This is a genomic window from Kitasatospora mediocidica KCTC 9733, assembly GCF_000744225.1.
GTDB classification, from domain to species: Bacteria; Actinomycetota; Actinomycetes; order Streptomycetales; family Streptomycetaceae; genus Kitasatospora; species Kitasatospora mediocidica.
This window is the reverse complement of record NZ_JQLN01000007.1, coordinates 265982-280225: the sequence shown is the minus strand read 5'-3', so window position 1 is coordinate 280225 and position 14244 is coordinate 265982. Positions and strand designations below refer to the sequence as shown.

The 14244-nt window shown below is 72.8% G+C and carries 11 protein-coding genes; 5 read left to right on the top strand and 6 right to left on the bottom strand.

Annotation, left to right across the window (positions count from 1 at the left end; genetic code table 11):
* Nucleotides 1–342: 342 nt before the first annotated feature.
* Both BS80_RS31650 and BS80_RS31645 read left to right on the top strand, forming a co-directional pair.
* The gene (locus tag BS80_RS31650; RefSeq protein WP_232246729.1) at nucleotides 343–1287 is read left to right on the top strand and encodes an ABC transporter ATP-binding protein; all 945 of its coding nucleotides are present in this window, start codon (nucleotides 343–345) and stop codon (nucleotides 1285–1287) included.
* A complete protein-coding gene (locus BS80_RS31645) occupies nucleotides 1287–2147 on the top strand; it encodes an ABC transporter permease (RefSeq protein WP_035804661.1) in 861 nt (286 codons plus the stop codon). The genes BS80_RS31650 and BS80_RS31645 overlap by 1 nt, the downstream gene beginning before the upstream one ends.
* A 22-nt stretch (nucleotides 2148–2169) precedes the next feature.
* On the opposite strand, the gene metG is transcribed toward BS80_RS31645, so the two are convergent.
* Nucleotides 2170–3879, bottom strand: coding sequence for a methionine--tRNA ligase (gene metG / locus BS80_RS31640; RefSeq protein ID WP_035804660.1), 1710 nt, complete (start codon nucleotides 3877–3879; stop codon nucleotides 2170–2172).
* A 243-nt stretch (nucleotides 3880–4122) separates the two neighbouring features.
* Nucleotides 4123–4782 (bottom strand): helix-turn-helix transcriptional regulator, encoded by a 660-nt coding sequence (locus BS80_RS31635; RefSeq protein ID WP_035804659.1) that lies wholly within the window; start codon nucleotides 4780–4782, stop codon nucleotides 4123–4125.
* Between the two features lie 269 nt (nucleotides 4783–5051).
* Between BS80_RS31635 and BS80_RS31630 the strand changes: the two genes are divergently transcribed.
* Complete coding sequence (locus tag BS80_RS31630) at nucleotides 5052–8282, top strand: AfsR/SARP family transcriptional regulator (RefSeq protein WP_232246728.1); 3231 nt, start codon at nucleotides 5052–5054, stop codon at nucleotides 8280–8282.
* Between the two features lie 20 nt (nucleotides 8283–8302).
* Here BS80_RS31630 and BS80_RS31625 read toward each other — a convergent pair whose 3' ends face one another.
* Complete coding sequence (locus BS80_RS31625; RefSeq protein ID WP_035804658.1) at nucleotides 8303–8512, bottom strand: hypothetical protein; 210 nt, start codon at nucleotides 8510–8512, stop codon at nucleotides 8303–8305.
* 259 nt (nucleotides 8513–8771) lie between these two features.
* Between BS80_RS31625 and BS80_RS31620 the strand changes: the two genes are divergently transcribed.
* Nucleotides 8772–10595 carry an APC family permease gene (locus BS80_RS31620; RefSeq protein ID WP_035804657.1) on the top strand — a complete coding sequence of 608 codons (1824 nt, stop codon included), beginning with the start codon at nucleotides 8772–8774 and terminating at the stop codon, nucleotides 10593–10595.
* A gap of 43 nt (nucleotides 10596–10638) precedes the next feature.
* Here the strand turns inward: BS80_RS31620 and BS80_RS31615 are convergent, their stop codons facing one another.
* The 3 genes from BS80_RS31615 to BS80_RS31605 all read right to left on the bottom strand — a co-directional run bounded on the left by BS80_RS31615 (nucleotide 10639) and on the right by BS80_RS31605 (nucleotide 13532).
* Nucleotides 10639–11046: an SAV_915 family protein gene (locus BS80_RS31615; protein ID WP_063772131.1), complete on the bottom strand. Its 408-nt coding sequence runs from the start codon at nucleotides 11044–11046 to the stop codon at nucleotides 10639–10641.
* A 151-nt stretch (nucleotides 11047–11197) separates the two neighbouring features.
* Nucleotides 11198–13108 (bottom strand): acyl-CoA dehydrogenase family protein, encoded by a 1911-nt coding sequence (locus BS80_RS31610; protein ID WP_083975604.1) that lies wholly within the window; start codon nucleotides 13106–13108, stop codon nucleotides 11198–11200.
* A gap of 109 nt (nucleotides 13109–13217) precedes the next feature.
* Entirely contained in the window at nucleotides 13218–13532 is a 315-nt protein-coding gene (locus BS80_RS31605) for a hypothetical protein (protein WP_035804655.1), read from the bottom strand.
* Between the two features lie 360 nt (nucleotides 13533–13892).
* On the opposite strand from BS80_RS31605, the gene BS80_RS31600 reads away from it, so the two are divergent.
* Complete coding sequence (locus BS80_RS31600) at nucleotides 13893–14096, top strand: cold-shock protein (protein WP_035804653.1); 204 nt, start codon at nucleotides 13893–13895, stop codon at nucleotides 14094–14096.
* Nucleotides 14097–14244 lie beyond the last annotated feature (148 nt).

Sequence of the window (14244 nt, the reverse complement as noted above, 5' to 3'; positions counted from 1 at the left end):
ACGAGATCACCGAAGCACCCTGCCCAACATGGGCACCCGCAGGCAAGTGTCCGATCTACCTCGCGGCGTGCCCACCGCTACCGGGCCGCTCCGAGGCGACCACCAGTCCGGCGCTACTCTTCCCCACCCACGCCTGGCGGGCGTTCGTGGCCGGCGTGCGGGCAGGAAGGTTTCCTGTCGATGGCTGACGCGCCCGGTCCGCTGGGTCGGGACGGGAGCCGCCGGGCCCCTCGCGGCTCCGGCGGTTGCCCGGTCCCCCCTGGCGGAGCATCGTGGAGGGGGCGGTGGGCGGCTTGGGAGTGAGGTGGCCCTGTGGCGGCGGTGGGTGAGCGGGATGGTGAGGTGATCCGGACCGCGGGGCTGAGCAAGGTGTACCCGAAGGCGGATGTGCCGGCCGTGGACGGGTTGGATCTGGCGGTGCACCAGGGGGAGTTGTTCGGGCTGCTCGGGCCGAACGGGGCGGGGAAGACCACCACCGTCGGGATGCTCACCACGCGGGTGGTGCCGACGGCGGGGACGGCGTGGATCGGGGGGATCGACGTCGTGGCGCGGCCGACGCTGGTGAAGCAGGTGATCGCGGTGGTGTCGCAGCAGAACACGCTGGACCGCTCGCTCACCGTGCGCGAGAACCTCTACTTCCACGGGCTGCTCTTCGGCGTGCCGCCCCGGCAGGCGCGGCGGACGGCGGACGCGCTGCTGGAGCGGTTCCACCTCGCCAAGTGGGCCGACGCCTCGGTGTTCGCGCTGTCCGGCGGGATGGCGCAGCGGCTGATGGTGGCGCGCGCGATCTACCACCGTCCGGCCGTGCTGTTCCTGGACGAGCCGACGGCGGGGCTCGATCCGCAGAGCAGGCTGGCGCTCTGGGAGATCCTCGGGGAGCTGATCGCCGACGGGCAGACCATCCTGCTCACCACGCACAACATGGAGGAGGCCGACCAGCTCTGCGACCGGGTGGCGATCCTGGACCACGGCCGGGTGCTGGCGCTGGACACCCCGGCCGCGCTCAAGCAGGGGGTGGGCGCCGACACCGTCGTCACCGTCCAGGCGGCCGGTGACCCGGCGGCGCTGGCCGAGCTGCTGGGCCGCGAGATCGCCGGGGTCACGCAGAGCAGGCTGACCGGCGCCGGGGTGGAACTGCAGGTCAAGGGCGGCGGCGCGAACCGGTTGCTGCCCCGGGTGCTGAGCGCCGCCGAGGCGGGGGGCTTCGAGGTGGCCGACCTGTCGGTCGCGGAGGCGTCCCTGGAGACGGTGTTCATCAGCCTCACCGGGAAGGAGCTGAGGGACTGATGTCCAGTTCCGCCATCACGGTTCAGCCGACCCGTTCGGTCTTCGCGGCCAGCCGTTCCGCGCTCGGGGCGCTGGTCAAGCGGGACCTGCTGGTGCTGCGCAAGCACGCCGGGGAGTTCGCCGCCCGGACGATCATGCAGCCGCTGCTGCTGGTCTTCGTCTTCCTCTACGTCTTCCCGTCCATCGGCCAGGGCATCGGCGGCGGCAGCGGCCACGCCGGCGAGTCCGACTTCGCGACCGTGCTGGTGCCGGGGGTGGTGGCGATCACCATCATGTTCCAGGGCATCCAGTCGGTGGCGATCCAGCTCTCCCAGGAGTTCGGCTACACCCGGGAGATCGAGGACCGGGTGCAGGCGCCCTGTCCGCTCTGGCTGGTCGCGGTGGCGCGGGTGCTCTCGGGGGCGACGCAGGGGCTGATCTCGGCGGTCCTGGTCTTCCCGATCGCCGCCGTGGTGCACGCGCCGGGCGTGGAGGCGCATCTGTCGGTGCACTGGTGGGTGGTGGTCACGCTGATCCCGCTGGCCTGCCTGGCGATGACCTCGCTGGGGCTGGTCCTCGGGACGACGTTCGAACCGCGCAACATCGGGCTGATGTTCGGCTTCGTCGTCCTGCCGCTGGTCTTCCTCGGCGGTACGTACTACCAGTGGACGAAGCTGTCGGCGATCCAGGTCGGCGGCTTCCCGTGGTTGCAGACGCTGGTGCTGGTCAACCCGTTGATCTACATCGCTGAGGGGATGCGGGCGGGGCTGACCGACGCGTCGCACATGCACCTGTACGTCGTCTACCCGGTGTTGATCGGGTTCTGCGTGCTGTTCCTGAGCCTGGGGCTGCGCAACTTCCGTCGCCGGGTGCTCTCGTAGGACGAGAGCACCCGGCAGGGGACTACTGGGCGCCGAAGCGCTCGCGCCAGGCGGCCAGGTCCTCGTCCGTGATCTTCGCGAAGAGCACCGGCGGGACGGTGAACGGCGTACCGGCCGCGACGAAGTCCAGCGCGGCGGCCTGCTCGGCGGTGACCCAGCCGGGCTCCTCGGTCACGCCGGGCGCGAAGACGGCCCGCATGGTCGCACTGGTGGCCGGGATGAACGGCGCCGAGACCGTCCCGTAGAGGTGGATCAGGTTCATCGCGGTGCGCAGCGTCAGCGCGGCGCCGGCCTCGTCGGTCTTGATCTCCATCCAGGGGGCCTTGGTCTCCAGGTAGGAGTTGCCCGCGCTCCACAGCGCCCGCAGGGCCTGCGCGGCCTTGCGGAACTGCAGGGTGTCCAGGTGGTCCTGGTACTCGGCGAGCAGGCCGGCGATCTCCTCGCCGAGCCGCTGCTCGGCCTCGCCCGCCGGGCTGCCCGCCGGGACGCTCTCGCCGAACCGCTTGGTGCTGAAGGTCAGCACCCGGTTGACGAAGTTGCCCAGCGTGTCCGCCAGGTCCTTGTTCACGGTGGAGGAGAAGATCTCCCAGCTGAAGCTGGTGTCGTCCGACTCCGGCGCGTTCGCCATCAGGAAGTAGCGCCAGTAGTCGGCGGGCAGCAGCTCCAGCGCGGCGTTGGTGAAGATGCCGTGCTGCTGGCTGGTGGAGAACTTTCCGCCGTAGTAGTTCAGCCAGTTGAAGGCCTTGACGAAGTCGACCTTCTTCCACGGCGCGCGGGTCCCGATGATGGTCGCCGGGAACATCACGGTGTGGAACGGGACGTTGTCCTTGGCCATGAACTCGGTGTAGCGGACGTCGTCGGCCTGGTACCACCAGGACTTCCAGTCGCGGTTGGCCGGGTCCTCGTCGGACCATTCCTTCGTCGCGCCGATGTACTCGATCGGGGCGTCGAACCAGACGTAGAAGACCTTGCCCTCGGCGGCCAGCTCCGGCCAGACGTCGGCCGGGACGGGCACGCCCCAGTCCAGGTCACGGGTGATCGCCCGGTCGTTGAGGCCCTCGGTCAGCCACTTGCGGGCGATCGAGGAGGCCAGCGTCGGCCAGTCCTTGCCGTGCTCGTCGATCCAGGCCTCGACCTCGCCGGCCAGCTTGGACTGCAGCAGGAAGAGGTGGGTGGTCTCGCGGACCTCCAGCTCGGTGCTGCCGCTGATCGCCGAGCGCGGGTTGATCAGGTCGGTCGGGTCAAGCAGGCGGGTGCAGTTCTCGCACTGGTCGCCGCGGGCCTTGTCGTAGCCGCAGTGCGGGCAGGTCCCCTCGATGTAGCGGTCCGGCAGGAACCGGCCGTCTGCCACCGAGTAGACCTGCCGGATCGAGCGCTCCTCGATGAACCCGTTGGCCTTGAGCTCGCGGGCGAACTCCTGGGTGATCTCGCGGTTCTGCTCGGAGGAGCTGCGCCCGAAGTAGTCGAAGGACAGCTCGAAGCCGTCGTAGATCGCCTTCTGCGCCACGTGCTGCTGCGCGCAGAACTCGTCCACCGGCAGGCCGGCGGCCTTGGCGGCCAGCTCGGCCGGGGTGCCGTGCTCGTCGGTGGCGCAGATGTACAGCACGTCGTGGCCGCGCTGGCGCAGGTAGCGGGAGTAGACGTCCGCCGGGAGCATGGACCCGACCATGTTCCCCAGGTGCTTGATCCCGTTGATGTAGGGAAGCGCGCTGGTGATCAGGTGTCGAGCCATCCTGGGAAGCTCCCATTCATGTAGGTGGCGCCGGGCTCCGGGAGCACGGGGTGCTGGTAGGCGACCGTCGCCGGGCGAATACGTCCGGCCCGCGCATCGCCGTCACCGGGGAGGTGCTCGACGCCACGGGCTGTCGTTATTCTATCGGCCGTGGCAGGGCGGCCCGTACCGGTATTTCGCCCGCGCCGCCCGCGCTGGAGGCCTTCCGGGCGGCGGGGGCCCGCCGAGGACGGCGACGAGGGTCTAGATGTAGCCCTCGCGCAGGGCGAAGGCGACGGCGTGGGCCCGGTTGCGCAGCTGGAACCGGGTGGTGATGCCGTGCAGCACGTTCTTGACGGTCCGCTCGGAGTAGCAGAGCCGGCGGGCGATCTCCGAGGTGTCCAGGCCGTCGGCGAGCAGCCGCAGGATCTCGGTCTCCCGCGCGGTCGGCTCGGTGGTGGCCCAGCCGGGGCTGTCCACGCTGCGGCGCTTCATCCGGCCGACCTGGTGCAGCACCCGGCCGAGCAGGTCGGCGGGCAGGTCGCTCTCGCCCTGGGCGGCGGCCCGCACCGCGCGTAGCAGTCGTTCCTGGTCGGCCTCGTGCCGCCAGACGACGGCGCCGACTCCGCCGGAGACGACGTCCATCAGCTGTACCTCGGAGATCCGGCCGACCACCAGGACCACCCGGCCGGCGCCGCCGCGGGCCAGTCGGCGCAGGCGGGCCAGTGCGGTGTCGTCCAGGTTCTCGGTGATCACGAGGGTGACCGCGTTCTCCGGCCCGTGGTCGTCGTCGGCGAGGTAGATGCCGGGGACGTGGCGCAGCTGGCCCGCCGCTCCGCTTCTGGTGATCGGGTCGTCGGCGTGGATCCGAATCACGATCGAGGCGGTGCTGACGGGTTGTTCCAGCACGTGGTGCATGGTCATGGGCTCCCATCCGATGAGGTCGGGTCGCTTCCGGGCTGCGTTCTCGCCACGGTAGCCGGGGGTCGATCTACGCGGGCTCACCACGAGGCCCGCGGACCGGCCGAATGAACGTTCGGACGTTGAACGGACGTTGATCGGAAGGGTGAACCCGGGCGGTCGTAGCGCCGCCCGGCGGGGCGCGACCGGGGCCGGATCACCCCCTGGAAAACGGCGGAGCTGCCGTTATCCTGATCGACCGGGGGCGGGCGTGTGGGGAGGCGGGACAGTACATGGGGGACGCGCTGCGGTTCACAGTGCTCGGTCCGATGGGCGTCGAGCGCGGCGGAGTCGCTCTGGGCACCGGATCCCCTCAGCAGCAGGCGATGCTCGCCACCCTGTTGCTGCGCCCCGGACGCAGCGCCGGTATCGCCGAACTGATCGACGCCCTGTGGGGCGAGGAGCCGCCGCAGGCCGCCACCGCCACCATCCGGACCTACGCCTGGCGCTGGCGGCGGATCCTGGAGGAGGACCGGGCGAAGGCCCGGGTGCTGGTCTCGGCCGGGGACGGCTACGAGCTGGTGGTCGCGGACGGCATGATCGACGCGCGCCAGGCCGTGGCGCTGACCGCCCGGGCGGCGCAGGAGCAGGCGGCCGGCGATCTGCAGGCGGCCGCGGCGCTGCGCGACCGGGCGCTCGGACTCTGGCGGGGCGAGGCCCTGGCCGGGATCCCCGGACCGTTCGCCGAGCGCCAGCGCGCCGAACTCGGCGAGCTGCGCGCGGATCTCACGGAGGAGCGGCTCGACCTGGACCTCGGTCTCGGCCAGGCCGCCCTGGTGGTCCACCAGCTGACCGAGCTCACCGTGGCGCAGCCGCTGCGCGAGCGGCCGTACGCGCTGCTGATGCGCGCGCTGTGCCAGATCGGGCGCCGGGCCGACGCGTTGGCGGTGTACCGCGGTGCGCGCAGCCACCTGGTCGCGGAGCTGGGGATCGAGCCGGGGCCGGAGCTGGAGCAGCTGCACCGGCAGATCCTGGCCGGCGACCCCGCCCTCGGCGGGCCGTCACCGCTGGCGGTCGCCGGGGTGGCGGTGGAGGAGACGGAGGCCTGGCACGCCGCGGAGCTGCCGGACGCCCTGGAGCTGCCGGACGACGGGAAGCCGCTGGACTCCGACGCCAACTCCGACTCCGACGCCGACCCCGATGCCGTCGCGCAGACGCCGGAACCCCGGGGGAGGCCGGGCGCCGCCGGGGCGGTGACCCTCCCGCACATCGCGAACCCGCCGCAGCCGCCGCTCCCCGCCCTGGTCGGCCGGCAGGACGAGCAGGGGTCGCCCGATCCGCGCACCGGTCAGTCCTCCGAGGGCCCGGTCGGCCCGTCCCAACTGCCTCCCGGCGCGGCGGACTTCACCGGTCGGGCAGCCCCGGCCGGCGAGCTGGTCGCAGCCCTGACGGTGAACGGACGTGACGCTCTCGCCGTCGTGACGGTCGCCGGGATGGGCGGCGTCGGCAAGACCACGCTGGCCCTGCACGTCGCGCACCGCGTCCGCGCCGACTTCCCCGGCGGTCAGCTCTACGCGTCCCTGCACGGCGGCGACGGCGTGCCGGCCGACCCCGGCGACGTACTGGCCGGGTTCCTCACGGCGCTCGGCCTGTCCGCGGAGGGGCTGCCGGGCAGCGTGCAGGACCGGTCGGCGCTCTTCCGGTCGTTGACGGCCGACCGCCGCCTGCTCGTCGTCCTGGACGACGCCCGGGACGCCGCGCAGGTCCGTCCGCTGCTGCCGGGCTCCTCCAACTGCGCGGTGCTGGTCACCAGTCGCCCGCGGCTGGTCGGGCTGCCCGTCGCCTTCCACACCACCCTGGACGTGTTCGACCCGGTGGACGCGGTCGGCCTGCTCGGCCGGGTGATCGGCCCCGACCGGCTGGCCGCCGAGCGGGACGCCGCGCTCAACCTGGTCGGGAGCTGCGGGTTCCTCCCGCTGGCCGTCCGCATCGCGGCCGCCCGGCTCTCCTCCCGGCCGTCCTGGACGGTCCAGACGCTGATGAACCGGCTGGCCGACGAGCAGCGCCGGATCGACGAGCTGCGGATCGGCGAACTGACCGTCGAGGCGGTCTTCGAGTTGAGCTACCAGCAGCTGACGCCCGCCCAGGGACGGGTGTTCCGGATGCTGTCGGTGTTCGACGGACCCGACATCGGGCTGAGCGCCGCGGCCGCCGCGCTGGCCGTCGAGGAGCCGCAGGCCGAGGACCTGTTGGAGGCGCTGGTCGACATCGCCCTGCTGGAGTCGCCGGCCCCCGGCCGCTACCGCTACCACGACCTGTTGCGCTCCTTCGCCCGCAGCCGGGCCCGCAACGAGCCGGACGAGTCGGCCCTGGCGTTCGGGCGGCTGCTGGAGTTCCTGCTGGCCACCGCCTGCGAGGCGTTCCAGCTGGCGATACCCGGCGACCCCGTCGCCGGGGTGCTCGGCTCGCTCGGCGCACCGGGTCTGGGGCTGCGCGACCTCGCCGCCGCGCGGGCCTGGGTGGCCGCCGAGTCCGAGGGCGCCGTCGCGCTCGCGGTCCAGGCGGCCCAGAACGCGCTGGCCGTCCCGGCCTCCGCGGCCGGCGGCGCGCCCGCCCCGGAGGCCCGTCGGCTGCGGATGGCCGTCGACCTGCTCATCGCGCTCTGCCCGTTCGAACAGGACGCCTGGTACGGGCGGTTGGCGCCGGCCGCCGACCTGCTGGCCCGCTGCGCGGCGCAGTGCGGCGACACCCAGGCGGAGGGCCGGGCCCGCTTCCTGGCCGGGACCATCGCCCTGCGGGCCACCCGGCTCGACGAGGCCGAGCAGTCCGAGCGGCGGGCGGCCGACGCCTGCCGCAGCGCGGGGGACGTGGTGGTGCTGCGCCAGGCGCTGAACGACCTCGGCATGATCGCCTACCTCCAGCACCGCTACCAGGAGGCGGTCGTCCACTACGACGAGGCGATCCTGCTGGCCCGTCAACTTGGCCACCGCTCAGGCGAGATGGCGACCACGGTGAACGCCGCACTGGCGCTGGTCCGCAGCGGCCACCCGGCCGAGGCGGTGCCCGCCTGCGAGGGCGTCCTGGCGGACCTGCGCCGGATCAACGACCTCGCCGGCACGGCCTACCCCCTCTACGTGCTGGGGCTGGCCCGGCACGCCATGGGCGACTACGACACCGCGATCGCCTGGTACCGCAGGTGCCTGGCGGTCGCCGTCGAGGCCCTGATGCCGGACCGCGAGGCCCAGGCCCGCACCCGCCTGGCGGACAGTCTGCGGGCCGTCGGCCGGCTGCCCGAGGCCCGCGAGCAGGCCGAGCGCGCGCTGCGGATCTGCGAGCAGGCCGGCGCCGCCCGGGACCAGGGGCACGCGCTGGTGGCACTCGGCCGCGTCCTCGTGGAGCTCGGCAGCCTGGAGCACGCCCGGGCCAGCCTGGAACAGGCGCACGGGCTGTTCGACGGGCTCGGGCTGCCGGACGCCGCGGACGTCCGGGAGTTGATCGGGGCACTCGGGCTGCTCCGGCTCTGACGGCGCGGCGAGACCTGGGGTCAGGGCAGCATCGCCGGGAAGCGCGGGCCGGGCTGCGGCGGAGCCTCCGCGCCGGTGGTGTTCCAGCTCTGCAGCGGGGTGAAGACCGTCCGGACGTCGCCGTGCGGCGCCGCCGCCGCGCCGACCGTCCCGACCAGGGCCGCGACCAGTGCGGCGATCGCCAGCGCGGTTCGCAGCTGAAGGCCGCCCGACGTGCCCCGATGCGTCATCGTTGCCATTCCTCTGCCCACGGCTCAGCCTCCAGAGTCCACGGTGTGGGTGAGGCCCCAACCGGTGGCACGACTATGACAGTCGGGGATCAACGCAGGATCAACGCCGCCCGATCAACGCCGTCGGAGCAACGCCCCGGCGCCCGTAGAGCCGCCGCCTCGACCTGCCGTCGCGTCGTCTGAGTGAACGTCGCGACCCCGGGCAGACTGGCCCTCGCCCCACCACCACCCCGGTTCCCGGCTGAGCGAGGTCACCCCGATGGCGTACGGACTGTCACGACGCGAGCTGGACCCCCGGGTCCGGCTGCTCCCCGGCGAGGGTGGCCGCGACCACCTGAGCAGTGTGGAGGGCCTGGCCGCCCTGTCGCTGGACGCGCTGAGCTCGGTCGCCTACGGGCCCGAGGCCATCGTGGTCGTCCTGGTCGCGGCCGGCACCGGCGCCCTGGGCGCCACGCTGCCGATCACCCTGGCGATCGCCGGGCTGCTCGCCGTCCTGGTGGTCTCCTACCGCCAGGTGATCGCCGTGCACCCGGACGGCGGCGGCGCCTACGCGGTGGCCAAGAAGGACCTCGGACCGACGGTCAGCCTGCTGGCCGCGGCGAGTCTGGTGGTGGACTACGTGCTCACCGTCGCCGTCAGCCTGGCGGCCGGCGCCGCGAGCCTGGCCTCCGCCTTCCCCGCGCTGAGCGGGCACCTGGTGGCGGTCTGCCTGGGTGGACTGCTGCTGATCACCGTGGTCAACCTGCGCGGCATCGCCGAGAGCGCCCGGGTGCTGATGCTGCCCACCGTGCTGTTCATCGCGACCGTGCTCGGGATCGTGGTGCTCGGCCTGTTCCGGTCGCATCCGGCGGCGGTCGTCGGCACCGAGCAGTCCGTGCCGGTCACCGAGACGCTCGGCCTGCTGCTCGTCCTGAAGGCCTTCGCGGCCGGCTGCTCGGCGCTGACCGGGGTGGAGGCGATCGCCAACGGCGTCCCGGCGTTCCGCGAGCCGCGGGTGAAGCGGGCGCAGCGCACCGAACTGATGCTCGGCGCGCTGCTCGGGCTGATGCTGGTGGGCCTGGCGGTGCTGATCCGCCGCGACCACGTCGCCCCGCGCGGCGGGGTGACCGTGCTGGCGCAGCTGGCCGCCGGCGCGTACGGCAGCGGGTGGGCCTACTACGCGACCAACGTGATCGTCGCCCTGGTCCTCGGCCTGGCGGCCAACACCAGCTTCGGCGGCCTGCCCGTCCTGATGAGCCTGCTGGCCCGCGACAACCGGCTGCCGCACCTGTTCGGCCTGCGCGCCGAGCGCCCGGTGTACCGGTACGGCGTGCTGGCGCTGGCGCTGCTGTCGGCGCTGCTGCTGGTCGTGGTGCAGGCCGACACCCAGCGGCTGATCCCGCTCTTCGCGATCGGGGTGTTCATCGGCTTCACGATCAGCCAGGTCGGCCTGGTCCGGCACTGGGCGCGCGAGCGGCCGGCCGGCTGGCTGCGCCGGGCCGCGGTCAACGGCGTCGGGGCGGTGCTGACGGCGGTCGCGGCGCTGGTCTTCCTGGCCTCCAAGTTCGTCGAGGGCGCCTGGGTGGTCGTGCTGGCGGTACCGCTGCTGATGCTGCTGTTCACCCGGGTCCAGCACTACTACGACGCGGTCGGGGCCGAGCTCGGGATCGGGCTGATCCCGGCCCGGCCGACCCGGCGCGAGCAGGGCAGCGGCCTGGTGATCGTGCCGATCGGCGAGGTCAACAAGCTGACCTCGTACGCGCTGACCGCCGCGCTCGCGCTGGGCGGCGAGGTGGTCGCGGTCGCGGTGCACGGCAACCCGGACGCCGTGCGCGAGCTGCGGGCGCGCTGGGAGGAGTGGGACCCGGGGGTGCGGCTGGAGATCATCGACAGCCCGCACCGCTCGCTGGTGCAACCGGTGGTCGACTACGTGCAGCGGACGGCCGAGAGCGGGCGGCAGATCGCCGTGCTGATCCCCGAGGTCGAGCCGCGCCACCGCCGGTACCAGATCCTGCAGAACCAGCGCGGCATCCTGCTCGCCACCGTGCTGCGGGCCCGGACGGACGTGGTGGTCTGCATGCTGCCGTACCGCCTGCCGCTGTGAGCGGGAGCAGGCCTGGCGAGCGGGCGCGGGGGAGGGGGTGGCGTCAGCGGGCGGGCGCGGGGGAGGGGGTGGCGTCAGCGGGCGGGCGCGGGGCCGCGGCGGGCCGCGGACGGGCCTCGCGGCAGTCGGGCCCGGACGAGAGCGGGCGCGGGGCGGCGGCGACGAACTGCGGGTCGACGGTGAGCCGGGTGACGCCCAGCGGCTCGGCGAGCGCGCGCAGCGCGGATTCGGCGAGCAGCACCCAGGCCTGGGCCGGGCCGAGCGCGGCGGTCAGTTGCGCCTCGGTGCTGAAGGCGACGGCCGTGCGGTCGCCCAGCGGCGTGCGGAACATGCGGGCCGTGTGGCCCAGCGGCCCCGACCGGACGGGTACGAGCAGCTGCTCCACCGGTCCGGCCGGGACGCGTTCGAAGGGCTCCGAGTCAGCCGCGCCGCGGCTCCGAGGCTCGTTCACGGGAGGTCCTCCGTAGGTCGGTCGGTGCGGGTACACAGCGACGGTATGCCCGGGCCGACCGCGCTGCCGCCCGGTACTGACACGTTCTTGATCCCGAGGCCCGATGTTCATACTCCGCGTTGACGGCGCCGGATCCCGGGTCGCGGGCGCTCTACCGGGGAGCGGGCACCGGCGCCGTCCGGTGCCAGGGACCGTCGGGGTCGTCGAAGGCGGCGGTGTAGTGCGCGTTGGCGATCGGGATGTCGGCGAGCAGTTCCTCGGGGACGTCCAGGGCTGCGACGAGGTCGAGCGCGTGGTCGGCCAGACGTGCCGTGAGCCGGTCCGTTGCGACAGGCAACTCCCGGACCTGGTCGGCCGTCAGAAAGCCCTCGGCGAGCAGGTCCCCGCTCTGCCGGGCGATCCGCTGGAGCGCGAAGAGACGGTACAGGTCGAGCAACAGGGCGCGGGCGTCGGGTGACGCGGCGTCCTCGGCGGCGGTCGCCAGGGCGGCGGCGGCCTGGCGCTGGGCGTGCGCGGCGACCAGCTGGAGGGCCGGGGAGGCGGCGGTGTTCCAGCGGGCGAGCGGGTTGCCGGCGGGCCCGCCGCGCAGCTGCGCGCGGGCCCGGGTGTGCCAGAGGTGCTCGGTCGCGGCGAGCAGGTCGCGCAGGAACGCGGGGTCGGCGAGGTCGCGTCCCGTCGGCGGCAGGGGGGTGAGGGCCGTGAGCTCGTGGCCGAACAGCATCTCGCCGCCGGCCTTGGCCCAGATGACGAGGTTGTCGCCCTCGGCGGTGATCGCCCCCTCGGCGTCGGCGGCGAGTTCGGTGATGCCGTTGACCGGGAGCAGGCCCTGGGCGCCGCAGCGTTCGCGGCACTCGATGATGATGCCGCGGGACTCCCAGGTGCTCCACCCCTTGGCGACGGCGATCAGGCGCTCCAGCCGCTCCTGCCGCTGGCCTGCCTGTCCCTCCTGGCCGGCGGTCAGCCCGCCTCGGGACGCGACGTGTTCGGCCCAGTCCCGGACCAGCGTGCGGTGCCACAGCGTCATCGCGTAGGTCGTGGCCAGCGCGCCGGTCAGCGGCGCGTAGTGGCTGCGGTGGGCGAAGACCGGTACGCGTTCCAGGGCCCGCGCACCGCCGATCCGGCGGTGGTGCCCGTAGCGGACCGCGATCGTCAGCGCGGTGCGGGTGGCCCCCAGCGTGCTCGCGCTCATGCACAACTTGCCGAGGGTGACCCGGCCGATGGCCCGCAGGAAACGTTTGCGTCGGCTGCCCAGTGTGCTGCTGAAGGTCCCGTCCTCGGTCAGCCGTCCGTGGTCCGCGGAGAGCAGCGCGTCGAACGGCAGCACCACGTTGTCGAAGGAGGTCAGGCAGTGGTCGACGGGCGCGCCGATCCGGTCCGGCAGCGGCCGTACCCGGATGCCGGGCAGGGCGCCGGCGTCGTCGGTCAGCGGGGTGAGGAAGAGGAAGACACCGTGGTCCGTCCCGTCGACCAGGAGCCGCGCCGCGACCACCGCGCTCTTGGGGCCGCCCGCCGCACTGGTGTTGGGCATGAACTTCTGCGCACCCGCGGTGGGCGTGTGCAGGAGGAAGGTCCGCCGGTCGGGCCGGTAGGTGGCGGTGGTCTGCAGCGCCGCTGCGTCGTTGCCGTGTTCGAGCTCGGTGCACAGGAAGGTGCCGGTCCGGCGCAGCTCGGTGAACTCGTCCACCGCACGCAGCCGTTGCGGGTCGTGGTCCAGCAGGCTGCCCAGGAACAGGTTGTAGTGGATGCCGGCCACCGTGGCCAACCCGGCGTCGATCGGCCCGGTCCACTCGTGCAGGCTGGTCAACCGGTACGGATCGGAAGCCAGTTCCTCGGCCGACCCGACCGCCTCGTGGATCAACCGCAGCCGTTCGTAGGACCGCGCCAGCCGTTCGGCCCGGCTCAGCCCCTCGCGCCGGCGGAACGGCGCGGTCGCGGTCAACTTGCGCCAGGGCGTGTGCACCTGGTCGCGGTCGTCGCCGAAGAGCAGTCGGGTTAACTCGTCGGCCGTACCCGGTGCGCAGGGTGCGGACGGTGCTTCAGGGGCCAGTGGGAGAGTCGTCATGGCTACGACAACGACCCTCCCGGGCAATCCATGGCATGGATTTCGGACTTCCCGTGTCCGGATCATGACGGCGTGTGACGCGGCCTGATCCGGGAGGGGCCGCGGCGGCTCAGGGGGTGACGGTCCGCAGCGCGGCTTCGGCCAGCAGCGGCCACTGGGTGGCGAGGGCGGCGGGGACGGCGACCCAGTCCTTGAAGGGGCGCTCCTTGCCGGACGGGTCGAAGAGTTCGGCGTCGTCGAGGGTGAGGGCGGCGGCGTGTTCGGGGCTTCCGTCGCCGAGCCGGAAGGCCAGCCGGTCGTCCTTCAGGCAGGCGAAGGCCTTGCCGTGGGCCTTGAGCGCGCGCTTGCCGAACATCGTGCCCGCCGTGGCGCCGAGCGGGGCGAGGTCGGTCGCGAGGTCGTCGAAGAGTGCGTCGGGGGTCATCGGGGAGTCCTCCTGGTCGCGGAGTCGGCGCTGGGGTCTGAACGATCCTACGGACCGGCTCTGCTGAGGTGTCGTCACCGAGTGGGCGGTCGACTTCGGCTCGGGACATCGCGGTCATTGTGCCGCGCCGCCCCGGACCTTCGCCCACGGAGGCGGCGGGGAAATCCTCCCGTTGTGGCTTCCGGCCTGCTACAGTCGTGTTAGTTGCAGTTGTGGTTCCCATGAACTTTGTGTGCGCCTGCTGGTTTGTGACCGCTAGGCGCCTTTTTGTTTTCCCGGCTCTTCCCCGGATGGATCACCATCGCGGCGACGCGGAGTACGCACACTGCGGATTCCGGTCACCCTTGAAGGAGATATTTAATGGCTAATGGCACCGTGAAGTGGTTCAACGCGGAAAAGGGCTTCGGCTTCATCGAGCAGGACGGTGGCGGCGCTGACGTGTTCGCCCACTACTCGAACATCGCCGCCCAGGGCTTCCGTGAGCTGCTCGAGGGCCAGAAGGTCGAGTTCGACGTCACGCAGGGCCAGAAGGGCCCGCAGGCCGAGAACATTCGTCCGCTCTAATTTTTTCTCTGCACAGGCACCCGCCGCGCAGCAGGGGCCCGCACCGCGCGAATGCACGGAGCGGGCCCTCGGCATTTTTGCCGTATCCAGCGCCGGACACGCAGCTCCACGCCGCGTCCGTGCCGCTCCACGCTGCGCTCTGTAAGCG